The organism is Geosporobacter ferrireducens (assembly GCF_001750685.1).
Taxonomy (GTDB): Bacteria; Bacillota; Clostridia; order Peptostreptococcales; family Thermotaleaceae; genus Geosporobacter; species Geosporobacter ferrireducens.
The window spans coordinates 3660965-3685614 of the sequence record NZ_CP017269.1 but is presented as its reverse complement, the minus strand read 5'-3'; the positions used below and the strand labels follow the sequence as shown (position 1 = coordinate 3685614).

The following is a 24650-nucleotide window of genomic DNA, read 5'->3' as shown; positions in this document are numbered from 1 at the left end:
ATCTTATCCTTTAGGAATTAGATGAATTGATTGACCAATACAATCTGCACAGGCTTCCATAAATGCTTCCGAGAAAGTCGGATGCCCATGAATAATTTTAGAGGCTTCATATACGGTAATCTGCATATCCATTAGGGCCGCGGCCTCATTGATCATTTCCGCTGCCCCTGGTCCAATGATATGTACACCTAAAATCTCTCCATAAACGCTATCTGCAATTACCTTTACAAACCCGATCTTTTCCCCCGAGGCCAACGCCCTTCCATTTGCTCGAAAAAAGAACTTCCCCACACTGATGTCATAGCGTTTAGCGGCTTCCTCCTCTGTTAATCCCACTGTTCCAATCTCTGGAGTAGTATAAACACAGTTAGGCACTATATCCAGCTTGATCTTTTCTTTATGCCCCAGTGCATTGGCAGCTGCTATCTCTCCCATTTTAAAAGCCGCATGGGCAAGCTGGCTTCTTCCGTTTACATCGCCCGGTGCGTAGATTCCGGCTTCACTGGTTTCCATGTAATCATCTACTTGAATCATTCCATTTTTAACCGCTAACCCGAGGTCCTTAATCGCCTCTAAATTCGGTGTTCTTCCCACAGCAGCCAGAATATGGGTAGCTTCCAGCGTTCCTTTTTCTCCGAGATTTAAAACTGTCATATTTCCTTCTTTTTGGACATCTTCAACTTTAACAGCCGTAATCACCCTGATTCCCTTTTTCTTAAACACCTTCATAAGAACAGCAGATAGGTCTTTATCCATCCTTGGGAGAATTCTATCTGCCATTTCTAAGATTGTAACCTTGCTGCCATAGGCACGAAATATCATGGCTATTTCTACACCGATGACACCGCCGCCAATAATCGCTAGTTGCTTCGGAATTTCTTTAAGGTCTAAAATCTTATCACTGTCTAGTACAGATATCTCTTCTTTTTGCAATGTTTCAAGTACTGCTGGTTTTGATCCGGCGGCTAAAATAATCTTTTTTCCTTTTAGCAGCTTTTTTTCATCTACCAAAACCTCTTTGTTTTTTGCAATTCGTCCGGTACCTTTATAGAGTTTCACCCCATAGGCCTTGAGCAAGCCTTCTACACCAGTTGTTAGCGTAGTTACCACATCATTTTTATTTTCTACTACCTTCTCCATATCCACGCAGATAGCTGGATTTTCAATTATAATTCCCCGTCTGGCTGCTTGTTGAATGTATTCAATAAGTTCTGCATTTTTTAGGTAAGTTTTCGTAGGGATACATCCTCGGTTTAAACAGGTTCCTCCCACCGTATCCTGCTCGACTAAGGCTGCTTTTCCTCCCAACTGGGCAACTTTAATAGCTGCTACATATCCAGCTGGCCCACCGCCGATTACAACAACATCAAAGGCCTCATATTCCATCGTCCTATCAGCCTGTGGCATGATTTCCTTGGTTGCCATGTCTCCACTCCTTTTTACAGATTTACGCTAAACACTATACCAATATCTCCAAAGGATTTTCTAAAAGTGTTTTAATATGCTTTAGGAAAATTGCACCCTGTGCTCCATCTATCAGACGATGGTCTACAGTCAAGCTTAGTCCCATCATCTTTCTATTTTCGATTTTCCCGTCAATCATTTTTAATTCTTCATCAATGGCACACACCCCTAAAATTGCACTTTCAGGCTGGTTAATAATTGGTGTGAAGGATAATATATCGTACATACCTAAATTGCTGACAGTAAAGCTTCCATTTTCTACTTCGCCAGGTAATAATTTGCCTTCACGTCCTTTCTGTGCCAGTTCCTTTGTCTTTTCTGCCAAATCTCTAAGTGTAAGCCGATCCGCATCTTTAATCACAGGCACAATCAATCCCTCTTCTAATGCAACAGCCATACCGATGTTAATGTTTTTCCTTAACAGGATTTCCTCACCGTCCAAACTAACATTAACATTCGGATAGGCTATCAGCGCCTTTGCTGCTGCTTTGATAATAAAATCATTGAATGAAAGCTTTAAAGACGTTTGTACCTTTAACTGTTCTTTAAGCAGAGCCAAGGCAGTTACATCAGCTTTCGTATTTAGTGTAACAGGCGGTGCCAGCAAGTGACTAGCCAGCATCCGCTCTGCAATAATCTTTCTGATACCTGTCAAAGGCTTTTTCTCAGCAGCTTCTATAATCTGCTCTCTTTTTATTGCTTGTGGATCATCTGCTTTGGATGTAGTTTCAACCATAATAATATCTTCTTTTCTGACCTTCCCTTTATAGCCGCTCCCTTGTATTCTTTCAAGATCAATATGGTTCTTTTCTGCAATTCTCTTAGCTAAAGGCGTAGCCTCTATGTTTTTTGCAGAATAAATATCTCGTGCTTTGATCTCTCCACTTTTCCCGGTTCCTTTTATCATACTTAAATCAATTCTGCTTTCTTTGGCCAGGGTCCTGGCCAAAGGCGTTGCGGCTATTTTCCCGTTCATGCCAACCCTTTCATGTTGTCGGGTTTCTGTTATATCTTCATGGCTTTCCGCTTTCCACTCAACACCTATTGCAGGCTTATTGCCTTCCAAATCTTCTTCTATTTTTTCTCCTGGCTGACCAATGTAACCAATTGTCTCTGTTACAGGAATCACATCTCCTTCCTGTCCTATGATTTTTAGAAGAGTTCCAGAAACCAGCGCCTCTACTTCCATATTAACTTTGTCTGTATGAATTTCAATGAGGGGTTCGCCAACTTCAACTTTTTCGCCTTCTTTTTTTAACCATTTTACAATGGTGCCTTCTTCCATAGCCATGCCTGCCTTTGGCATGATGATTCTTACAGCCAATTCAATCCCTCCTTATGCTAGCAATTCAAAAATAGCTCTTTTAATTGTTTCATAGGTAGGAACCACATTTTTCTCCAACTCAGGACAATAAGGAATCGGTACATCTAATCCTCCCAGCCTTTTGATCGGTGCATCTAAATAGAAAAAAGCTTCACTGTCAGCAATCACCGCTGCAATCTCTCCGCCAAAGCCCCCTGTTTGTACTGCTTCATGCACAACCAACAGCCTTCCTGTCTTCTTAACCGATTGAATTAATGTCTCCTTGTCTAATGGAAGCAATGTCCTCGGGTCTACCACTTCCACTTGTATTCCATCCTTCTCCAAATCTTCTGCTACTTCAAGACAGGTTGGAACCATTCTGCCATAGGTAATAACGGTCAAATCACTGCCTTCTTTTTTTACCTCTGCTTTTCCTAATGGAACAACATAATCTTCTTCCGGCACAAATCCTTTTTTTCTATATAGAAGTTTTTGTTCAATAAATACAACCGGGTTCTCATCCCGTATTGCTGCTTTTAAAAGTCCTTTTGCATCATAGGGAGTTGACGGCGTTACTACTTTTAATCCAGGCACATGACAAAACCAAGATTCTAAGCTTTGAGAGTGTTGAGCTGCGGCCCCTGTCCCAGATCCTCCTGGAGTCCTGATCACCATGGGTACCTTTGCCTTTCCGCCAAACATATATCGCATTTTCGCTGCTTGATTGACCAATTGATCCATCGAAATCGTCATAAAATCACTGAACATAATTTCAGCAACAGGTCTCATACCCGTAACAGCTGCACCTGCAGCTGCACCTGCAATCACCGCTTCAGAAATAGGTGTATCTCTAACCCGTTCTTCTCCAAATTCTTGAATCATCCCGACAGAAACGCCAAAGGCTCCGCCGTATAAGCCTACATCTTCCCCCATCAGAAAGACATTCTCATCCTTTCTCATCTCCTCACTCATGGCTTCATTAATTGCCTGTGCATAGGTTATTTCTCGCATGACCTTCTCCTCCTTACGCATAAACATCCTCCATGATTGTATCTATCGATGGATACGGGCTAGCTTGTGCAAATTCTACGGCCTGTTCGATCTCCTCCGTGGCTTGCTTTTCTATCGCATCTAATTCTCCTGTTGTAGAAATGCCATTCTCCGTTAAATATTTCTTCAATCTTTGAATTGGACACCTTTCACGCCACGCGGCAATTTCTTCCCTGCTGCGATAAACATTGGCATCACTTTTTGAATGGCCCATCCATCGGTATGTCTTCGCTTCAATCAGCATGGGACCATTTTTCTTTACGTACGTCTTCGCTTCCATGACCGTATTGTATACTGCTATGACATCATTCCCATCAATTATTTTGCCAGGTATTCCATAAGCTGCTGCTCTATCGGCCACATTCTGAATCTTCATTGACTTCGATGTAGGTACAGACATACCATAGAGATTGTTTTCGCAAATAAAGATAATGGGCAGGTTCCAGACCGAGGCTAGATTTAGGGATTCATGAAAGCTGCCTTCATTGGCAGCACCATCACCAAAGAAACATACCACTACTTGATCCAGCTTTTTCATTTGGACTGTCAATCCAGCCCCTACTGCAATCGGCATACCGCCTCCCACTACACCATTGGCCCCTAAATTGCCTCTGGAAAGATCTGCAATATGCATAGAACCGCCCTTACCTTTACAATAACCTGTCGCTTTTCCTAATAGTTCCGCCATCATTCTATTTAGATCAATACCTTTTCCAATGCAATGACCATGACCCCTGTGGGTACTCGTAATCAAATCTTTATCTTCTAAGGCACTGCAAGCTCCGACTCCTGTTGCCTCTTCTCCCACATATAAGTGAGTCGTTCCATGAACCATTCCCATTGAAAAAAAATGTGCCACTTTCTCTTCAAATTTTCTTACATGAAACATTTTCTTGTACATCGTTTCTAAAATTGTTTTATTGATAGTCATTTCTTTTCACCTCTCTGTCTCATTTATTCAAAATAAACTTTTCCAAAGCTTTCGCCACACCATTTTGCTGATTCGATGCGGTAATATAGTCAGCGCTTTCTTTGGCCGCTTGGCTGCCATTCTCCATAGCAATACCCATTCCCGCATATTCGATCATAGAAGCATCTGTCTCTCCATCCCCTATCGCGATGATCTCCTCCTGTTTAATTTGGTAGTACTCTGCGATATATTGCAGTGCCCTTCCCTTTGATACATCCTTATTAAAGATCTCTAAAAATATAGGTTTGGAGTAGGAGAAGTTTAGTTTCTCAATAAATTTTAGAGAAAGATTTTGTCTCACAGGTTCTAACTTTTCATTTTCATCAATTAGAAGAATTTTTGCTGCTCCAAATTCACAGCTGTATTCTTTCAGGGAGGGCACATAATCTATTTGTATATTGGTCAAGTTCATATAGGCATCCGCTTGTTCGGTCCGCTTACTGCACAATACCTTGTTGTTATGATAATAATTTATATGAACCCCTGAAGGTTCGATTTCCTTTAATAGTTCATGACAGATATCCTGATGAATAGATATCTGATGCACGATTTCATCATTCTCCGGCATGATAATGCTTGCCCCGTTTAGACTTCCACACAAATGTTTGAGATTTAGCAAATTCACGTACCTTTTTATTGAAGCATAACTTCTCCCAGATATAATCGTTACAATGATATTCTGACGCAGCAACTTTTCAATAGCTTCCCTATTTTGCCGGGATATTTGATAATCATTATCTAAAAGCGTATCATCTAGATCTACTGCAACCATTTTATACATCGCATTGACTCCTTTTGGTAAATTAGGAGCACAAATCCTCTCTCTATATAGAAAAGAATTTGTGCCCTCCTGCTTTAGAAGAATGTATCCTGCAGCTTTCGCAGCTGAACAATCAAAGAATCCTGATCCAACGCTACCATATCATAAGTAATTAAATCACCCTTTTTTACACTTTGTTTAAGAACCGTATTTTTATTGACCAAACCAAGAGGCAAAGCACCCATCGTTTTTGCAACTTCTGCCCTTTCTATGGTTCCGTATACTGTATACCCCCCAATTCCATCCAGCTTTTGACCTGCATTCAAATCTTTCTTTGCCACTGTTACAGTTTCAGAAACAGGTCCGCCCATGGGTACAATCGTAGGCTGTTTATCCAACACTGCAAGCACTACGGATAAAGGTGTTTCTAAACTGCAGAGATGATAGGGTCGATAAAGGACATAGTTCGGCCCAGGTCCCATGCTTAGGTACTGCATTTCATGATTTACTTCCGGCAGTTTACTGGATACGATAACAAAAACACCAGGAGCTACGCCATTTACAAAATCAACGATACCATATTGATTTAAAATGCCGCCTTCTTCTTTTAACCTAAATAGCTGAGGAAGCTCTTCAACCGTACCAGAGGCGCCATGTCCGCCTCTGATATCTGGTATATATCCTGTTGCATTGGACATCGCTGTCATTTCTACCATTGTTTTGGTTCCATCTTTAAAAGAGGTCAGCATCTTAGGACTCACGCCTCTTCTCGTTGCCTCCTCTAGGACTGAATCAGGATTTGCATCAAAATCCAACTTATTATTTTTCCCTTTTCCAATTACCTTCACTTCAAATCCAAGGGCATTGGCAAAATCATATAATTCTTTTACCGAGCCCGGTTCATCTCCCGCTGATCCCGTATAGACTACCCCTGCGTTGTCTGCTAATTTCTTCAGCAAGGGCCCAATGACAATATCCGTTTCTACATTTAACATGACAATATGTTTTTTATTTGTAATGGATTCAATTGCTACCTTCGCACCAACTTCTGGTACTCCTGTAGCATCCACTGCTACATCAATCAGATTCGCTTTAGATGCAATTTCTGCATTATCCGAAATGATATATTTTCCCTGTTCCATCCACTGATTTGCTTCACTGAGACTACTGACGATCCGATAGTCATCCTCCTGAACTCCTGCATTTTTATAGGCTCTAACTGCACTCTCAACATTGATGTCAACAACCACCGCAGGTTTGATTCCCTTCATGAGCATCATCTGGCTAACCATACCCTTACCCATCTGCCCGGCCCCTACGATGCTCGCCATGATCTTTTCACCACGTTCTTCCAACGCCCTTAATTTATAGTTTATCCCCAACATATCCACCACTCCTATTCCATTGACTTGCCATTATTTAATAATCAACAAATCTCCAATTTTTACTTTCGGCATGCCGTTGCCCTGTAATTCTATATGTCCTGGAAGTTCTACATCTTCCTTTCCTGTAAATTTGAAGGTACAATGCCCCATTTGCCTGAAAGTTTTATTCGCCTCTTCTCCTACAGCTGTAACTCTATATTCTTGCTTTGAAAATATAATTACATCCCCAACCCGAATATCCCCGGATACCTCCTCAATTGTATGCAAGACGGATATTTCAGCCAACTCCGCTGGCGCATTCTCGTTAAAAAGAATCAGAAGGTTATCTGCAGCAAAATCAAGAGCTAATTCGCCTAAGCCCGTTATCGTTGATTGGTATTTCATAGAATCCTCCATTATGAATAAGACTTAAAGTTTGTCTAAATTTGGGGTATAATACTCATAAGGAGCATTATACCCCAGAATTATTTGCTAGTAGAGTCCAATACTGAAAGCATAGGCAATGAGAACAGATATTGGCCCTGTAATCAATCTTGACACGAGAATTGCAGGTACCCCAACTTCAATCGTTTCAGGCGTAGCTTCTCCCAAGCTAAGTCCTACAGGAATGAAGTCACATCCAACTTGTGGGTTTATAGCAAACAATGCTGGCAATGCATACTGAGGTGGAATGCTCCCTTTTCCTATCTCAACTCCAACTAAGACACCTACAACCTGAGCAATAACTGCACCGGGGCCTAACAGCGGTGACAATATTGGTATAGCACAAACTACGGATATTACCAACAATCCAGGAAGCGTTCCAGCGTAAGGGGATATTGTGTTGGCAATCCAATCACCAATTCCTGACTTTAAAATAATACCGATCAACATACTTACAAATGCCATGAACGGAATTACGTTCTTAATAACCTGATCAACGGTCTCTCTTCCTGCTTGATAAAGCTTTCCAACAACACCGCCTACACCTTTTCCCATTTTCGTAAGGAAATTACTTTTTGCAGGCACAGCAGCTGGTGTAGCTCCATGTTGTGCCGGTTTGACCTCTGCAACGATTTCTTCAGCAACTTCCACAGTTCCTTCATATAGGCTGATATTATTTTCCTTGACACCTGATACATAGATATCTTCTTTGATGTATTGTGCCAAAGGTCCTGATGCACCTACTGAAGTCAAATTTACTGTAAATATTCTTTTTTTAGGATAAACGCCGCATCTTGCAGTTCCACCACAATCCACAACAACCACTGCGATTTCACTATCAGGCACCCCAGTATTAAACCCATCTACTGGAATCCCCCCTGTTAGCTCTGCAATTTTTTGTGTAACTGAATCTATTCCCCCGCCGGTAATGGATACAATTTTATTTCTTGTGGCTGTCGGCTGAATAATTAGTGGACCGCCCCACCCACTGCTTCCCTTTTCAATTTTAACAGCTCTATAGGTTGCTAAAGCATCACTCATCTTAATCCCTCCCTATGCATTCTTTATAGCACGCTTCATCATAATACTAGTGATTCTTTCAGTAAGCACACCTCTCAAAAAGATCACTACAACCCCTGCTAAGAAGTATCTTACTGCTAAATCCCCAAGGGGAAGACCCTGCTCTTGAATGCCTTGAGCAATTCCCATGTAGACAAATAATTCACCTGCGTTTGCATGTGGGAAAAGACCCGTAATAGGATGGACAAAGGAAACCGCTGCGTCATAAAAAGCCGGCTTGTATTTTTCCTCTAAAAACTTACCGAAGGAATAACACATAGGATTTGTAAGAAAAAATACCGCGAGTACTGGAAATACAGTATATCTGGTTATGAAGTTTTTCGTAGCAGCCTGCGCAACTTTATGTACTTTTTCCTCTCCGATAATTTTAATAAGTGCATTGACAGCGGTAATCAGTACAATCAGCGTTGGCAAAATACCTGTCACAAGACTTACAAAAACATTTCCGCCTTCTCGAAAAAGTCCGATAAAGCTATCTGCTAGATTTGCTAAGGTTGTTAACATGCTTTTTCCCCCTTTTCATTCATAATGCTATCTGCTTTAACGCTATGAATTGGTACAACAAGTCTTTTTTCTATCCTCCTTTACAATAAAATAGAGTTTTTATGTTTTTCATTAAAGCACCTGTTCATGGCTTTCTACAGCCCTTTCTAGAGTATCAATGGCCTGGAGCATTGCTTTTGATGCTGCATTCTTTTTCTTTTCCGTATAAATTTTTTTTAATTGGGAAAGTGACATTCCTGCCAAGGAATCGATTTCCCGAAAACGGCTGAAAACTGTAATACCTTCCATTTGCTCGCCTGTGATAACTTTACCCTGTTTGCTGCAGACCAGGATAGTAATATTACCAGCCCGCAGAAACCCCTTTTCTCTGCCGATTCCCACAAGCCCTTTCATTTTCAATTCTTTGATCCGTATTTGATAGTTCTTGATCTGTTTAAAGGAAAATATGCCTTGCAAAATAAATAAAATGAATGCAATGATAAAAATTTTTTCCATAAATCTACCCCTTTACTTTAAGAGTTTTTTACCACAGCTATAATTCGTCACCAACACATTGATATACTTTCCATGTATGGCACCCAGGATCGCTTTCGTTTTTTCTTCTCCACCGGCTACCCCAATTACTTTATCAATATTTTTTAGCTGCGCTATTTCTATGCCAAATACTCTTTCATTAAATTCAAAGGGCTCCGTATTTCCATTGATATCATAAAACTGCAAACAAATATCTCCAACCGCTTTCTTTTCTTTTAATGCCTTCATATCCATTTCGTCATAGTATCCGGTAGCCATCATAGTGGATCGCTTATCTGTAGGCACCCCAATTCCTACGACTGCAATATTGGTTCGCTGAATATCTGCCAAAATATGCTTGATGCCTTTTTCATCCTGTAGATTAGATTTGATACTTACGTCGGATATCACTGCCGGTGCATGGAGCAATGAAAATTTTCCACCAAAGGCCTTTGCCAGCTCCAGTACAATTTGATTGGGATGAATATCAATACCAATCTGCCCTACACCACCAATGAGCGGTACAAAGGTTACTTGAAGGTTGCTGGTATTTTTCACATATTGAGTAATTTCTTTGATTGTTGTCCCCATTGAGACACCGACGACATCTCCATTGGCGACCGTCCGTTCAAGATATTTTGCAGCAGCATTGGCTAACTCAAGCTTTTGTCCTGCTGCATCCAGCTTATCTTCTACGATAATGACTTCCTTCAGCCCTAAATATTTTTCAAGTTTTCTTTCAAGCAGTTGGTAATCTGATTGATAGCCACGGTCAATCTCAATTTTGACAATGCCAGTTTCTTTGGCCTCCTTTAATAGTCTAGATACGGTAGGTCTGGAGATCCCTAGAAGCTTAGCAATTTCTTGCTGTCCTATATCTTCTTCATAATATAAAATGCAGCATTTAACCATCAAACGAATATCTCCAACGATTTTTTTCATTAAATATGCCCCTATTCTTTGTTATTTTTACATTTGTTCTTATGTTGCACATTTTTTCTTATGTTATTATATTCTAAATTTTCGTACTAGTCAATCGTGCTTAATTACATACTTTGTCTATTTATTAACCAGCGAATCACATATTTATTGTTTGTCATTCTACTCTATCTATTGCTATCCTGAAGCATTTATTTTCTTTTTCATTCATGCTATAAGAAAAGTATGAATATGCTCTTATTTACCTAGTTTCTCTTTATTAGGCGCAACAAATGACGTAGGTACATCAAGTTGCAATCATTCGTTGTTCACGATATAATTCTCTATAATTATTATTTTAAAAAATTTTATTTTTACATAATTTCAATTATATATAACTCTGAACAAATGACATTGTGAATTTGATGTCAATTTTATAGAAAAATTTTTAGAATTTTTTAAGAAATAAATCTCATTTTAAGTAAAGGAGTGTTTGTGTATGAGTGTACAGATACAGGAAATCATCCGAGAGTTTAATTTGGATGTTTGTAATGAGGGAGATGCGGACCTATTCGTCACAGAGAATGAATTAAATCGATGTGGTTTACAGCTGGCAGGATTTTATGGATATTTTGCTGAAAAAAGAATTCAGATTTTAGGCAATGCAGAAACCAGTTATTTTCAAAGTCTTTCCCCTGGAAAAAAACAGAAATCTGCAAAAACTCTTCTAGCTCATGAAATACCCTGTGTTATTATTACTCATGGCAACTGCGCCCCTGTAGAAATTACAAGTTCTGCAAAAAAATATCACCGATGGCTCCTAACAACTCAAACTCCCACTTCTATCCTAAATGTAAATCTTACCTCCTATTTGCTCCATGAATTGGCAGAAAGTACAAACTACCACGGGGTTTTATTAGACGTATTTGGTGTAGGTGTATTGATCACTGGCAAGAGTGGAATCGGCAAAAGTGAAACAGCACTGGCCCTTATTAAAAATGGACATCTTCTCATCGCCGATGATAATGTAATCATTAAAAAACCGAGTCCAGATACCTTGGTAGGTACAGGCTCGGAACTAACAAAGCACCTGCTGGAGATAAGAGGGATTGGCATCCTGGATATAAAGTCCCTTTTTGGTTTGCAGGCTATTCGCATACAAAAATCTATTGAAATGGTCATCCACTTGGAACCTTGGAACGAAGACACCTATTATGATCGTGTTGGAGACACTTACCAGTACCGTGAAATTATGGGTGTTCAAATTCCTGAGATTGTAGTCCCTGTCCGTACAGGCAGAAATCTCGCCGTGATCATTGAAATAGCGGCACTTAACTATCGGCAAAATGTTATGGGCTATAATACTGCAAGGCTTCTGGATGAAAGGATTAAGAGCCTGAGCCAAGGTTAATAAAAAGGGCCAAAAATTCAGCAGAAATTTTTGGCCCTTTTTCATAATCTTCGTTTATATCCCAAAATAGCTTCAGCTGCAATTAAATCCTCCGGAGTAGTAATTTTGATGTTCTCATAATCCCCTTCTACCATCCTAACCTTCTCTCCCATGTGTTCTACCAACATCGCATCATCCGTACCTAAAATTTCATGTAAGATAGCAAAGTCATGGGCTTTTTTAATGATTTCAAGCTGAAAAGCTTGTGGTGTTTGCGTGATCCATACATCTTCTCTTTTTGGTGTATATTGTACAAACCGATCTTTTGTCATAATTTTAATCGTTTCTTTGATAGGTACACCGGCGGATACGGCACCAAATGCTTGCGCTCCCTTGACACATCTCTCAATAATCTTTGAAGTAACCAAAGGCCGGGCGCCATCATGTACAAGTACAATTTGAGATCTTGGATCTACAACATTGAGGCCATTATGTACCGATCGCTGCCTTTCAGCACCTCCGCCGATAAGCTTTGTTATCTTTTTATATTTAAAACGGTCTAAAATCCTTTTTTTGCAAATTTCTTCTTCCTCTGGATTGATCACTAAAATAATTTCATCGATGAGTGGGCAATTCTCAAATACAGTTATTGTATGGGCAATAATTGGCTTATCTTTCAAAACCAAATACTGCTTGTTTAACTCTGCTTTCATCCGCGACCCTTTTCCTGCAGCTAGTATAATGGCTGAATTCATCTATCTGTAACTCCTTTTCGTATACTTATCTATAGGGTTATCCAAAAAACCTATAAATTATGAATATCCCTTTTCCAACCTGGTAATAAATACTTGAAGCCCTTTTCATTTTACACAATTTGCTTCACTTATTCCACTTTTTTATGAGTTTTCATCAAAAATAAGAAAGCCTGGTTCTTACCGGGCTTTCTTATTTCATAATAATAACGTATTATATTATGCCGTTTTATCAGCCATTGATTTAGGTTTTGCAAAGATCATTCTTCCTGCCGCTGTCTGCAGTACACTGGTTACTAGAACTCCCATGGTTTCACCAATATGTTTTCTTCCACCTTCTACTACAATCATTGTGCCATCATCCAGATATGCGACTCCTTGTCCTGATTCTTTTCCTTCCTTAATAACCTGGACAATCATTTCTTCACCAGGCAGCACCACCGGCTTCACCGCATTGGCCAATTCATTAATATTCAGGACCGGCACCCCTTGTAACTCTGCAATTTTGTTTAGATTATAGTCATTGGTTACTACCTTCCCTCCCATAAATTGGGCCAGCTTTAAAAGCTTGATATCAACCTCTGCAACATCTTCAAAATCTTTATCTGTAATCTGAACCTCTACCTGGAGTTCTTTTTGAATCCGGTTTAGAATATCTAATCCCCGGCGTCCTCTATTTCGCTTTAGACTATCCGATGAATCTGCAATATGACGAAGCTCTTCCAGAACAAACTCAGGTATCACAATAGGTCCTTCTACAAAACCTGTTTGGGTAATATCAGCGATTCTACCATCAATGATTACGCTCGTATCCAAAATTTTGGGCTGACTTTTATATTCCTTTTTTGCGCTTGCTTTATCCTTCCCTACCCCGCTTTTCTTGAAGAGGGCTGCTAAATTCCACAGGTCATCCCGCTTCTTGGTAGCAATGCTCACACCTAGATATCCTAAAAAGATGTATAAGAGTACAGAGAGGATTGTTCCTAAAAATGGTATCGGTATTCCCATTAAAATTTGGCTTATTAAATAGGCGATAAAGAGGCCTATGATGAGTCCAAGAGATCCAATGACCATGTCAGTGGTCGGTATTTTTTGTAATTCTCCTTCAACCCAGTTGGCTGAATTTAAGCCTTTCTCCATCAGCCATGGAGTAATAATAAAAAATATGATTCCACCGGCGAATGCACCCATACCATAAATAACGAATTCCATAATAGGCGTAATCTCAGGCACCTCTATAAACTGCTGCATACCTACAAGCTTTGTCAGTAATACGGCTGTTGCATACCCTGCAGAAGCACCTGCCAGAGTTAATGCTCCTCTAATAATTTTGTTGAACATCCATATTCCACCTCCTATCTTAGCAGTATAACCATGCTAGTTCTATTTTATAACTAAATAATCAGGTATTTCAATAGGTTTTCATAAATAAGATTCAGGGCATTGGTCTTAAGTTTCTGAATTCTCGGTTCCTGACATAAAATAGAAGCGTCACAATGACGCTTCATATAGCCCTATCCTTATTGAACCGCATCGTTTATTAATTCTTCTGCCGCTTTTTCCTCAATTCCTCTTGCTAAGACAATTTCGCTGACCAAAATCTGCTTTGCATTGCTCAGCATTTTTCGTTCTCCTGTAGATAATCCCTTCTCTCGATCCCTCAGCATTAGGTTTCTTACTACCTCAGCTACTTCGTAGATGTCTCCACTCTTGATTCTATCCATATTGGCACGATAGCGCCGGTTCCAATTCAACGGCATTTTTGAAATGTCATCGCTCAAAACTGCGATCACTTGGTCTACTTCACTTAGAGAAATAATCTCTCTAATTCCTATATCCTCAACCGTATCAAGTGGAATCATTACCTTCATATCTCCCAAAGGCATTCTCATGATGTAATATTTTCTCTTCTTTCCAAGGATCTCTTTTTCCTCTATCGCTTCAATGATACCCGCTCCATGCATAGGATAAACAACTTTATCACCGATATTAAACATTTAACAAACCCTCCTAAAATATTACATTGCCTGGTTATAAGTATATAGGAAAATCCAAGTTTTGTCAAGTTTAAATTAATATTTTATCACAGCGCGTATTTATTGTCAACTTACTTTTTAAGTTTTATTTTAGGTTTTTGTTTACCTGTATTTACTTTTTATACGAGGAAAAAACTGCAAATGGATTTACCTGAACAATTTATCGATTGGCCTTTCCCTTTTTAATATTCTATGCTAAAATAGACGTGAAACAGATAAAATATGGTATAGAGGTGGTTCAAAGAATGGATTCCACAACATTTAACAAATTTCAAGATTCTGTCTCAAAGGTACTCGTTCGCCACAAAAGTATATTGGATGTGGTCACTAAATATCAGGAAAGCTGCGCAAAGGTTAACCGAGCTGTCGTAAAATCAGCTACTAGCTGTGGCTGTATTAAAATCAGCGCTGAAAAACAAAACATCCCCGATGATGCTTCCTATGAAGAATTACATGGTTATATGAGTACTCACCTTAACGGGGCCCCTTGTGATGTATGTAGGGATAAAATCGAAAAAGAAATCGGCAACCATTTGTTCTATCTGGCAGCGCTCTGTAATACTTTGGAATTAGAGCTAGATGATATCCTAAAAAACCAATTAAAAAATATCGATACTTTAGGTAAATACAGCCTCTATTAAGCAAGCATGGCTTTTCCCGTGAACCATCTGCAAAAATATACAACACCAATGGCTTCTTGGTGTTGTTTTATTTTTTGTAAACAAGTATATATAAGTTGCAATAAATAGGTTACATCCGCTACGCCAGGACAGTTTCTCAGGCACATAGAAACCATCTGTGCCAGAGGAACCGTCCCCATGACTCCACTATCTCACACAGCGTTGTAATAGCTTTATTGTAACTTATATAGTTCATTTTTTATCTTATGTGCCGATCCATAATTACCTGTTCTTGCACCCGCCTCAGCCCTTCTTTTATCGTTCTAGCCCGTATCTCTCCAATCCCCTCTACATCATCCAATTCTTCTATAGATGCCTTTAATATCTTTTGGAAATCTTTGAAATGCAGCACTACATTTTGTATGATGGACATTGGCAGTCTTGGAATTTTATTTAGAATTCTATAACCTCTTGGAGACACCTGGGTATCTAAAAGAGGTGTTAAACCTCCGCTATAGCCTAATATCTTGCCTATAATCGACAGGTCCAGCAATTCTTCCGAGGATAAGTTTTTTATTTGCTTTGTGATGACTGCATAATCTAAACCTTCTCCATGGACACGATAATCTTCGATGACATACTTTCCATCTTCTCTTACATTGTCTAACAGCTCTTCCAACTGCATGTTAACCAGTCGGCCTTCATTGCCTAGTTCGCAAATATATTTATCTATCTCTGTAACAATCCGCATTACCATCTCTGTACGTTGAAGAACAGTAACTACATCATGGATAGTTACGAGATCTTCAAATTCTAAAGCACTAAGACTCGTCATTGACTGGTCTAATACTTTCTTATATTTTTCTAAGGTTTGAATCGCTTGATTGGCTTTTGTTAATACCTTATTTGTATCTTGTAGTACATACTTGGAATAACCTTTATAGAGGGTAATAATATTTCTTCTTTGAGAAATAGATAGTACCATTAGCCCAGTCTGCCGTGCTACCCTTTCTGCTGTTCGATGTCGAATTCCAGTCTCTGATGACGGAATTGAAGGGTCCGGAATCAGCTGGGTATTCGCGTACAGAATTCTCTTTCCATCAGAACTTAAGATAATTGCTCCGTCCATTTTTGCCAATTCATATATATATGCTGTAGAAAAGTCGATATTTATTGCAAACCCGCCATCTACAAGACTCATTACATCTTCGTTGTCACCGACAACAATTAATCCCCCGGTTTTTGCCTTAAGAATATTTTCCAAACCTTCCCGCAGCGGTGTGCCAGGAGCAAGAATCCTTAGGGATTCCATAATTCCGTCTTCCTTTACTCTATCTTCTCGCACCAATCCCATTGACCTCCCAGTCTCTTTTTCCTATGCCCTATCTATTATAGTATACCCGCATCTTCCTTTAAAGGTGTTTTCGTCATTTTGATAAAATTATATTAATTAATTTGTTATTCAGAAAAAGACTACTTAAGAAAATAAGGCCATAAATGTGCTATTTTTGCCGCTCACACAATGTCTTATATTTTCTTGTTTAAAGTATAAATGCTTACACCAAACTAAAAAGGGTGCTCCTTACTGAAAAACATACTTTCTATAGCATCCTTCAGAAAATGAGCTCCTATCAGTTGAATAGGCTCCTGAATCTGGAGCTTCTTTAAATTCTTAGCCGGCAATATGCATTTTGAAAAACCCATTTTTGCAGCTTCTTTCACAATTTTCTCCGCATTAGCTACAGGTCTTAACTCTCCCGTTAGACTGATTTCTCCAATAGCAAGGGTAGTGGTAGTCGGAATCGGAAGTCCTCTCATGCTGGAAAATATGGTTAAAGCCAGCCCTAAGTCCGCAGAGGTTCCTTCCAGTTTTAATCCGCCTACCACATTTACATATACATCTTGATTGGTTAAAGGGAGTCCTACTTTTTTCTCTAATACTGCAATAATTAGATTCAGGCGATTTACATCTACACCAATTGCCGTCCGCCTTGCAAATCCTAAACTGGTCGGTGCTACCAGGGCTTGAATCTCAAGAAGCAATGGCCTGCTCCCTTCTAATCCGCCAATCACCATCGCACCATCCACATCCGGTGTAAGGCCTTCTAGAAACATTTCTGATGGATTGGCTACCTCAATCAGGCCTTCTTCCTTCATTTCAAAAACACCGATTTCACTGGTCGTTCCAAAACGGTTTTTGAGCGCACGGATCACGCGAAATTCTTGGCTTCTTTCCCCATTAAAATGAAGTACTGTATCTACTAAGTGCTCTAGTATTCTTGGCCCTGCCAGCTCTCCAGTTTTTGTTACATGGGCTACAATAAACACGGGAATGTTTTTTGTCTTTGCAATGTGCATAATATGATTGGCACATTCACGGACTTGCGAAACACTTCCCGGTGCTGATGTCAATTCTGGCTTAAATAGGGTTTGAATAGAGTCTATAATGATAAATCCAGGGTTAAACTCCTGTATGTACCCCTCAATAACCTCTACATTGGTTTCCGATACAACCAACAGTCGGTCAGAAAGGGCATTCAGCCGCTCTGCCCGCATTTTGATTTGTTCTTCGGATTCCTCTCCGGACACATAGAGTACTGTTCCGTATTTCTCTGCAATAACGCTGCTGACTTGGAGGATCAATGTGGATTTTCCAATTCCAGGCTCTCCCGATATCAGCGTCAATGAACCCTGGACCAATCCACCTCCCAACACCCGGTTGAGCTCTCCTATATGCGTATCTAAACGATCATAAGAGCCCGATTTGATTTCCTTAATAGGTTGTGGTTTGACAGAACTGGTTATGGTTGCTGATTTTTTATAAATTGCACTGCTGCTGGCCTCTAATTCTTCTACCATAGAATTCCAAGCCCCACAAACGCATTGTCCCATCCATTTTGGACTTTCGTAACCGCAGCTTTGACACACAAAAACGCTTTTTACTTTTTTCGCCATCTGATCCTCCCACAATCATTCTCTATAATAAACTGATTCGTACAGCAATTTGTTAGGATCTCTATAGTTATTAGAACTATATCCTATCTATACTGATTTTATACTTTCATTTCCAAAGCGTCAATCACCACAAAAACGGGTCTGAAATGTATACAGACTGTATAATAAAAAAACATTATGATATGATCCACAAGGCACCGATGCTGTTGATTCAAAAAATACAACAGGCAGGCACAAGGCCTGCCCCTACGACAATCAGATAATAAAATTAAACTTCTCAATCACATATTTATATGAAACAAATGCGCCATCAATGATTTAATAAACTACAGCACCCTTTTCGTCTGCCTCAAGCATATGGATTTTCCATCCGCCTGGCAGAGTATTTAAATAGTTTTCCATTTTTTCCTTAAAATCTTTATTTTCTCTCTCCACCATAGCTAATAAGGTGGAGCCAGAACCGCTGATGACTTCTGCCTTTGATCCAAAGTCATTCGCTTGTTGAAAGATCTCATAGATATTCTGGATTAAAGGTGCACGATAGGGCTGATGCACTTTGTCACCGGTGGCAGCGCGCAGTTTTTCCAGTTCTTCCCTTTGCATAGCCGCTACCAGCAAAGCTGCCCGTGATATATTAAAAATACAATCTTTCTTTTCGTAGACTGAAGGTAGAGCACTCCTAGCCTCATGGGTAGACAGCTTGAATTCCGGTACCATGACCGCAAATTGCAGTTTCCTTGGGATACTTACATTTGAGTAAACCACATTCTCCCCATCCATGATCGATATAGTCAACCCACCTAAAACCGCAGGCACAATATTATCTGGATGGCCCTCCATTTCCGTCCCTAAGTTTATGATCTCTTCTACGCTCAATATCCGATCCATGCAATGATTGGCAATGAGTATCCCTGCTACAATGGAAGCCGCACTGCTGCCCAATCCTCTGCTCATAGGTATATCAAACTGTTTTCCTACAATGCGTATACTCTCTGCTTTTCTTTTATATCGTGTTAGAACCTTCTCCATAGCAGTATATACCAGATTTTCACTTAAGGGGAGTCCATTAAATCCATGAATTTCGATTCCATTGGATATCTGTTCTATTTCAATCTCATTATAAATCTGAAGCGCCATACCCATGCTGTCAAAACCAGGACCTAGATTAGCGGTAGTAGCAGGCACTCTTATAGTGAATTTTTTCTGTTCCATAAGCTTAACCTATAATTGCCTTTTCGATGGTTTCAAAATCTGCTTCTAAAGCTTTAAACGTTCCACCCATCTCTACTGCAATATCCGGGTCCTTTAGTCCATTTCCAGTTAGGATACATACTACCTTTTTACCCTTTTCCAAAAGTCCTGCCTGATGCAACTTATAGATTCCCGCTACTGAAATGCAAGAAGCCGGCTCAGCAAAGATCCCTTCTCTACTGGCAATCATACGATAAGCTTCTAGAATTTCTTCGTCTGTAAGCTTATGAATCATACCCTTGGATTCCTCCAGTGCCGCCACTGCCTTCTGCCAGCTGGCTGGATTTCCAATACGAATGGCTGTTGCAACTGTCTCTGGGTTCTCAAAAACACGATTTTCCACAATCGGAGCTGCACCGGCCGCCTGAAACCCTAAGAGTCTTGGCAGTGCACCGCTCTTGCCTTTTTCCTGATACTCCTGAAATCCTTTCCAATAGGCTGTAATGTTTCCTGCATTTCCAACAGGGATCGATAAATAATCTGGTGCATCACCTAACTGATCGCAAATTTCAAAGGCACCGGTTTTTTGTCCTTCAATCCGATAAGGATTAATTGAATTTACTAAAGTAATCGGATGTTTCTCAGATATTTCCTTTACCATACGAAGAGCATCATCAAAGTTCCCTTCTATAGCAATGATTTCAGCTCCATAAGCAATAGCCTGAGCCAATTTCCCCATGGCTATTTTTTTATTCGGAATAATTACTATACAACGAATTCCTGCTTTCGCCGCATAGGCTGCTGCTGCTGCTGAGGTGTTTCCTGTAGAGGCACAAATAATCGCTTTCGCACCTGCTTCTACCGCCTTTGTCACGGCCATCGTCATACCCCGATCCTTAAAAGATCCGGTAGGATTTAAACCATCGTATTTTAAATAGACTTCTAATCCTTCCATTTCCTTTTCCAAATTGGTTGCTCTGATTAAAGGTGTATTCCCTTCACAAAGGGTAACCGCCTCTACTTCCGGACCTACTGGTAAATATTCTCGATAATGATTGATTAAACCTTGCCATCTCATGTTGCACTCTCTCCCAACTTTATAATCTTATTCATAAAAATTGACTGCCAGTTCTTTTATAAATCTGTGATTGATTACTCCTCTCTATTCCATTGCAATGAGTTCAACCTTTACTACACCCTTTATGCCTCTCAATCCTTCCATCAAATCGTCAATTCCTGTTTTTGCTTCCGAAATATCGAAAGTGATACTTACATTTGCAATATTGTTGATGGGAATATCCTGATTGATGGTTAATATATTGACATTCCAAAAGGCAAGCTTATTTAAGAGATTCGATAAAACTCCGGGGGCATGACTTAAAAGTAAGGTAATGGTTACTTTTTGACCTTTTGTTCCCTCAGAGGATGCAAAAATAAAATCTTTATATTTATAAAAAGTACTTCTACTGATTCCTGTCATCTGCACAGCCTCCGTTATCCCCTTGGCACGACCTGTTCTTAATATTTCTTTTACTTCCAATACCTTTTCATAGACCTCTGGAAGAATCTCCGTATCAATAATCAAATATTTCTTATCCGCCATGCCCTCACTCCTTTTGTCCGTCAAATTAATACACTTGTATCTCATATGAAAACTATAGGGATAATCTTATCATATTTCTTTCGTGTATACAATATCTTTTGCAAAAAAAATGACAGACATACTGCCTGCCATTTATAAGATTTTATTTTATTGAAGCTTTTGCTCGCTTTCTGTGAAATACAAGACGATCATTCTCCGCCTCAACGACAATTTCATCATGCTTGGAGATATTTCCCCGCAGCATCTCTTCTGATAATTCATCCTCCAGCATTTTGGTGATCGCTCGTTTTAAAGGTCTTGCACCAAAGGCTTGGTCAAAGCCTTTTTCAGCCAGCAGCTTTTTGGCTGCTTCATCTACTTGAATTTGGATATCCAGATCCTTCAAACGCTTGGCCAGATCCCCTACCATAAGATCTACAATCTGCTGAATATGTTCTTGTTCCAACGCATGGAATACAATGATGTCATCAATTCGATTTAAGAATTCCGGTCTAAATGTTCGCTTTAAATCATCCATAATATTTTCTTTCATCTTCTCATAGGCACTTTGCTTTTCGTCTTGTTCTATACCTGAAAAACCTAAAGTTCTTTGCTTCTTAATCGTATGCGCACCTACGTTGGAAGTCATGATTACGATGGTATTTTTAAAATCTACCAATCTCCCCTTCGCATCCGTCAACCTGCCATCATCTAGGATTTGCAGCAGAATATTGAAAACATCCGGGTGGGCCTTTTCTATTTCATCAAACAAAATAACAGAATAGGGTTTTCTTCTTATCTTCTCGGTCAATTGACCCCCTTCATCATAGCCTACGTACCCTGGAGGAGAACCAACTAAGCGGGATACGGTATGCTTTTCCATATATTCCGACATATCAATACGGATCATAGCGTCTTCATCGCCAAAAATTGCTTCCGCCAAGGCTTTTGATAACTCTGTTTTTCCTACCCCTGTGGGACCTAAGAATATAAAGGAGCCAATAGGACGTTTTGGATCCTTTAAGCCTACTCGTGCTCTTCGAATAGCCTTGGAAACAGCTTTTACTGCTTCCTCCTGTCCAATTACCCGTTGATGCAGTATTGTTTCAATATTTAACAGCCTTTCCGATTCCTCTTGGGCCAATTTTTTTACAGGTATCCCAGTCCACTGTGAGATGATATGAGCGATTTCCTCTTCCCCAACCATTTCTTGATGATTCGTTGTAGTCTTCCAGTTATTCTTTCGGTTATGAAGCTCCTCCCGTATCTTCTTTTCTTGATCTCGCACACGTGCGGCCCTTTCGAAATCCTGCGCGCTAATCGCTTCTTCTTTCTCCTTCGAAAGTTCTTCCAATTTTTCTTCCAAGTCCTTCAACTCCGGCGGCTGTGTCACTGTTTGCAGCCGAACACGGGATGCTGCTTCATCAATTAAATCAATCGCCTTGTCCGGCAAAAACCGGTCAGTAATATATCGATGGGATAATTCTGCCGCAGCGCGTAATGCTTCATCTGTAATCTTTACACGGTGATGGGCTTCGTAACGATCTCTCAAGCCCTTTAGAATCTGTATAGTCTCCTCTACCGAAGGCTCTTCCACCGTAATCGGTTGGAATCGTCGCTCTAAAGCAGGATCTTTTTCTATATGTTTTCGGTATTCATCTAAAGTAGTCGCACCTATGGCTTGCAGTTCTCCTCTGGCTAAAGCAGGCTTTAGAATATTAGAAGCATCTATAGCCCCTTCTGCTGCTCCTGCTCCAATGATTGTATGCATTTCATCAATGAAGAGAATGACATCGCCAGACTTTCTGAGTTCTTCCATTACCTTTTTCAATCGATCTTCAAATTCTCCCCGATATTTGGCACCGGCCACCATAGAGGCTAAATCTAAAGTAACAACCCGCTTGTTTCGTAAAATTTCCGGAATATTTCCCTCTACAATCCGCTGGGCCAAACCCTCTGCAACTGCCGTCTTTCCTACTCCCGGCTCTCCAATTAGGCATGGATTGTTTTTTGTCCTTCTGCTGAGAATCTGTACAACCCTTTCAATTTCTTTTTCTCTGCCTACCACTGGATCCAGTTTTCCTTCCCGGGCCATTTCTGTTAAATCTCGCCCATATTCATTTAGGCTGGGCGTCGTAGTTTTTCCAGTAGTCTCATAAGCAGGTGCTTCTCCATCACGTGGTGTGGGATTGCCTAACATCTTCATGATCTCTTCCCTGGCTTTTGCCAAGTTCACACCACTATCCACCAGTATCTTTGCCGCTATTCCTTCCCCTTCTCGTATCAAACCCAAAAGTAAATGTTCGGTACCTATATAGCTGTGTCCTAACCTCCTGGCTTCTGCAAAGCTTAACTCAAATACCCGCTTGGTTCTAGGCGTAAACCCTAATAATTGTGTCCCCTCTTCTTCCCCTATACCAATTACCTGCTCTATTTTCTCTTTTAACTGTTCTAAGCTGGCTCCCATGCTCGTCAAAACCTTAGCTGCGATTCCTTCTCCTTCTTTTACTAATCCTACCAGCAGATGCTCTGTGCCCACATAGTTGTGCCGCAGCTGCTGAGCTTCCTCCTGAGCCAACAGAATAACTTTCTGTGCTCTCTCTGTAAATCTTCCAAACATAGCCATATATCACACCTCCGTAACAATGAAAATCATCCTTATTATTATCTTTCTAAGAAAAATCCAACAATATAGCAAGGCATTTTATTTTTATCCAAGGCTGCCTAATTTTTGTCTAACGATTGAAGCCCTACGAACGTCTCTTTCATGGGTACTTAAACTCTTCTCTGCAGATTTTTGGAGACAGGCAGGCTGGGTCATTACCATTAACTGATTTACTTCTTCCAGCTGTATATCCTTTAAAACTTCCAGATCAATTCCTAATCTCAAATCTGACAAGAGTTTCATACATTCCTGAGAAGTTAAAATTCTCGCATTAGATAAGATCCCATAAGATCGGTAAATTTTATCTTCTAGGCCCAATCTATTGCTATTTAGTAGTGTGCTTCGGGCATCTCTTTCTTTTTGAACAATCTGCCGCATAACATCCTTGAGGTTAGAAATAATTTCTTCCTCACCTCTCCCTAAGGTAATCTGATTCGAGACCTGAAAAACATTACCTACAGATTCTGTTCCCTCACCATATAATCCCCTTACAGCTAAACCGATTTGATTTGCTGCCTGAAGTACACGATTAATATATCCTGTCATCGTGAGGGCAGGCAGATGCACCATGACGGATGCGCGAATACCCGTTCCAACATTGGTTGGACAAGAAGTTAAATAGCCTAGTTGCTCATCAAAGGCATAATATAGACTCTCCTCCAATACATCGTCCAACTTATCTGCAGTATCCCAGGCTTCCGTTAATTGAAGCCCCGGCAAGAGACATTGAATTCGAATATGATCCTCTTCATTAATCATAATGCTAACAGATTCATCCTTGTTTAAAAGCACTGCACTCTTTTCAAAGTTTTCCATCAGGCTAGGGCTAATTAAGTGTTTTTCCATCAATACTTGTCTTTCCATCATCGGCTGATTTTCCATCTCCAATAATTGAAAGTCATGCTTTAGAACCGTGTTGCCTTCTAAAATCACAGCACTAATCTTTTTAATAATTTCCTTGCTTTTTCCTTTTGTGAGTGCCACTGGAAATGGATATTCTTGTAAATTTCTTGCTAAGCGAATTCTGCTGCTAATAATAATATCTCCATCAGGTCCCAATTGTTCCATCCATTTTGTCATGTTCCCACC

General features: G+C 40.0%; 23 protein-coding genes. 2 read left to right on the top strand and 21 right to left on the bottom strand.

Translation table 11 applies throughout. From position 1 onward, the window contains the following. Positions 1 to 3: 3 nt before the first annotated feature. The 11 genes from lpdA to Gferi_RS17180 form a co-directional block, all read right to left on the bottom strand. Positions 4 to 1425: a dihydrolipoyl dehydrogenase gene (gene lpdA / locus Gferi_RS17230; protein ID WP_069978650.1), complete on the bottom strand. Its 1422-nt coding sequence runs from the start codon at positions 1423 to 1425 to the stop codon at positions 4 to 6. A gap of 34 nt (positions 1426 to 1459) precedes the next feature. Next, positions 1460 to 2788: a 2-oxo acid dehydrogenase subunit E2 gene (locus Gferi_RS17225; RefSeq protein ID WP_069978648.1), complete on the bottom strand. Its 1329-nt coding sequence runs from the start codon at positions 2786 to 2788 to the stop codon at positions 1460 to 1462. 12 nt (positions 2789 to 2800) lie between these two features. Continuing rightward, a complete protein-coding gene (locus Gferi_RS17220; protein WP_272481978.1) occupies positions 2801 to 3799 on the bottom strand; it encodes an alpha-ketoacid dehydrogenase subunit beta in 999 nt (332 codons plus the stop codon). Next, positions 3792 to 4748 carry a thiamine pyrophosphate-dependent dehydrogenase E1 component subunit alpha gene (locus tag Gferi_RS17215; protein WP_069978646.1) on the bottom strand — a complete coding sequence of 319 codons (957 nt, stop codon included), beginning with the start codon at positions 4746 to 4748 and terminating at the stop codon, positions 3792 to 3794. The genes Gferi_RS17220 and Gferi_RS17215 overlap by 8 nt, the downstream gene beginning before the upstream one ends. Positions 4749 to 4767: 19 nt before the next feature. Next, positions 4768 to 5568, bottom strand: coding sequence for a Cof-type HAD-IIB family hydrolase (locus Gferi_RS17210; RefSeq protein ID WP_069978644.1), 801 nt, complete (start codon positions 5566 to 5568; stop codon positions 4768 to 4770). Positions 5569 to 5642: 74 nt separating this feature from the next. Then, on the bottom strand, positions 5643 to 6932 hold the full coding sequence (locus Gferi_RS17205) for an NAD(P)H-dependent oxidoreductase (protein WP_069978642.1): 1290 nt from the start codon (positions 6930 to 6932) through the stop codon (positions 5643 to 5645). A gap of 30 nt (positions 6933 to 6962) precedes the next feature. After that, entirely contained in the window at positions 6963 to 7316 is a 354-nt protein-coding gene (locus Gferi_RS17200) for a PTS glucitol/sorbitol transporter subunit IIA (protein ID WP_069978640.1), read from the bottom strand. Positions 7317 to 7403: 87 nt separating this feature from the next. Then, positions 7404 to 8396: a PTS glucitol/sorbitol transporter subunit IIB gene (gene srlE, locus Gferi_RS17195; RefSeq protein WP_069978638.1), complete on the bottom strand. Its 993-nt coding sequence runs from the start codon at positions 8394 to 8396 to the stop codon at positions 7404 to 7406. A 12-nt stretch (positions 8397 to 8408) separates the two neighbouring features. Continuing rightward, positions 8409 to 8939: a PTS glucitol/sorbitol transporter subunit IIC gene (gene srlA, locus Gferi_RS17190; RefSeq protein ID WP_069978636.1), complete on the bottom strand. Its 531-nt coding sequence runs from the start codon at positions 8937 to 8939 to the stop codon at positions 8409 to 8411. A 111-nt stretch (positions 8940 to 9050) separates the two neighbouring features. Continuing rightward, complete coding sequence (locus Gferi_RS17185; RefSeq protein WP_069978634.1) at positions 9051 to 9434, bottom strand: transcriptional regulator GutM; 384 nt, start codon at positions 9432 to 9434, stop codon at positions 9051 to 9053. 12 nt (positions 9435 to 9446) lie between these two features. Next, positions 9447 to 10394 (bottom strand): sugar-binding transcriptional regulator, encoded by a 948-nt coding sequence (locus Gferi_RS17180; RefSeq protein ID WP_069978632.1) that lies wholly within the window; start codon positions 10392 to 10394, stop codon positions 9447 to 9449. Between the two features lie 475 nt (positions 10395 to 10869). Here Gferi_RS17180 and hprK point away from each other — a divergent pair, with 475 nt between their 5' ends. Then, the gene (gene hprK, locus Gferi_RS17175) at positions 10870 to 11781 is read left to right on the top strand and encodes an HPr(Ser) kinase/phosphatase (protein WP_069978630.1); all 912 of its coding nucleotides are present in this window, start codon (positions 10870 to 10872) and stop codon (positions 11779 to 11781) included. A 41-nt stretch (positions 11782 to 11822) separates the two neighbouring features. Here the strand turns inward: hprK and ispD are convergent, their stop codons facing one another. The 3 genes from ispD to Gferi_RS17160 form a co-directional block, all read right to left on the bottom strand. Next, positions 11823 to 12515, bottom strand: a complete 693-nt coding sequence (gene ispD, locus Gferi_RS17170) for a 2-C-methyl-D-erythritol 4-phosphate cytidylyltransferase (protein ID WP_069978628.1) — start codon at positions 12513 to 12515, stop codon at positions 11823 to 11825. 216 nt (positions 12516 to 12731) lie between these two features. Beyond that, a complete protein-coding gene (locus tag Gferi_RS17165; RefSeq protein ID WP_069978626.1) occupies positions 12732 to 13853 on the bottom strand; it encodes a PIN/TRAM domain-containing protein in 1122 nt (373 codons plus the stop codon). A 179-nt stretch (positions 13854 to 14032) separates the two neighbouring features. Beyond that, positions 14033 to 14509 carry a CarD family transcriptional regulator gene (locus Gferi_RS17160; RefSeq protein ID WP_069978624.1) on the bottom strand — a complete coding sequence of 159 codons (477 nt, stop codon included), beginning with the start codon at positions 14507 to 14509 and terminating at the stop codon, positions 14033 to 14035. 284 nt (positions 14510 to 14793) lie between these two features. Here Gferi_RS17160 and Gferi_RS17155 point away from each other — a divergent pair, with 284 nt between their 5' ends. Continuing rightward, positions 14794 to 15189 (top strand): nucleoside triphosphate pyrophosphohydrolase family protein, encoded by a 396-nt coding sequence (locus tag Gferi_RS17155; protein WP_069978622.1) that lies wholly within the window; start codon positions 14794 to 14796, stop codon positions 15187 to 15189. 238 nt (positions 15190 to 15427) lie between these two features. On the opposite strand, the gene disA is transcribed toward Gferi_RS17155, so the two are convergent. The 7 genes from disA to Gferi_RS17115 all read right to left on the bottom strand — a co-directional run bounded on the left by disA (position 15428) and on the right by Gferi_RS17115 (position 24641). After that, a complete protein-coding gene (disA, locus tag Gferi_RS17145; protein WP_334292702.1) occupies positions 15428 to 16480 on the bottom strand; it encodes a DNA integrity scanning diadenylate cyclase DisA in 1053 nt (350 codons plus the stop codon). 254 nt (positions 16481 to 16734) lie between these two features. Beyond that, positions 16735 to 18123 (bottom strand): DNA repair protein RadA, encoded by a 1389-nt coding sequence (gene radA / locus Gferi_RS17140; RefSeq protein ID WP_069978614.1) that lies wholly within the window; start codon positions 18121 to 18123, stop codon positions 16735 to 16737. A 318-nt stretch (positions 18124 to 18441) separates the two neighbouring features. Continuing rightward, positions 18442 to 19335 (bottom strand): homoserine kinase, encoded by an 894-nt coding sequence (gene thrB / locus Gferi_RS17135; protein WP_069978613.1) that lies wholly within the window; start codon positions 19333 to 19335, stop codon positions 18442 to 18444. 4 nt (positions 19336 to 19339) lie between these two features. Next, a complete protein-coding gene (gene thrC, locus Gferi_RS17130) occupies positions 19340 to 20392 on the bottom strand; it encodes a threonine synthase (RefSeq protein WP_069978612.1) in 1053 nt (350 codons plus the stop codon). A gap of 84 nt (positions 20393 to 20476) precedes the next feature. Beyond that, positions 20477 to 20917 (bottom strand): ACT domain-containing protein, encoded by a 441-nt coding sequence (locus tag Gferi_RS17125; protein WP_069978610.1) that lies wholly within the window; start codon positions 20915 to 20917, stop codon positions 20477 to 20479. Between the two features lie 142 nt (positions 20918 to 21059). Beyond that, a complete protein-coding gene (locus tag Gferi_RS17120) occupies positions 21060 to 23522 on the bottom strand; it encodes an ATP-dependent Clp protease ATP-binding subunit (protein ID WP_069978608.1) in 2463 nt (820 codons plus the stop codon). Between the two features lie 84 nt (positions 23523 to 23606). Further along, positions 23607 to 24641 carry a protein arginine kinase gene (locus Gferi_RS17115; RefSeq protein WP_069978606.1) on the bottom strand — a complete coding sequence of 345 codons (1035 nt, stop codon included), beginning with the start codon at positions 24639 to 24641 and terminating at the stop codon, positions 23607 to 23609. Positions 24642 to 24650 lie beyond the last annotated feature (9 nt).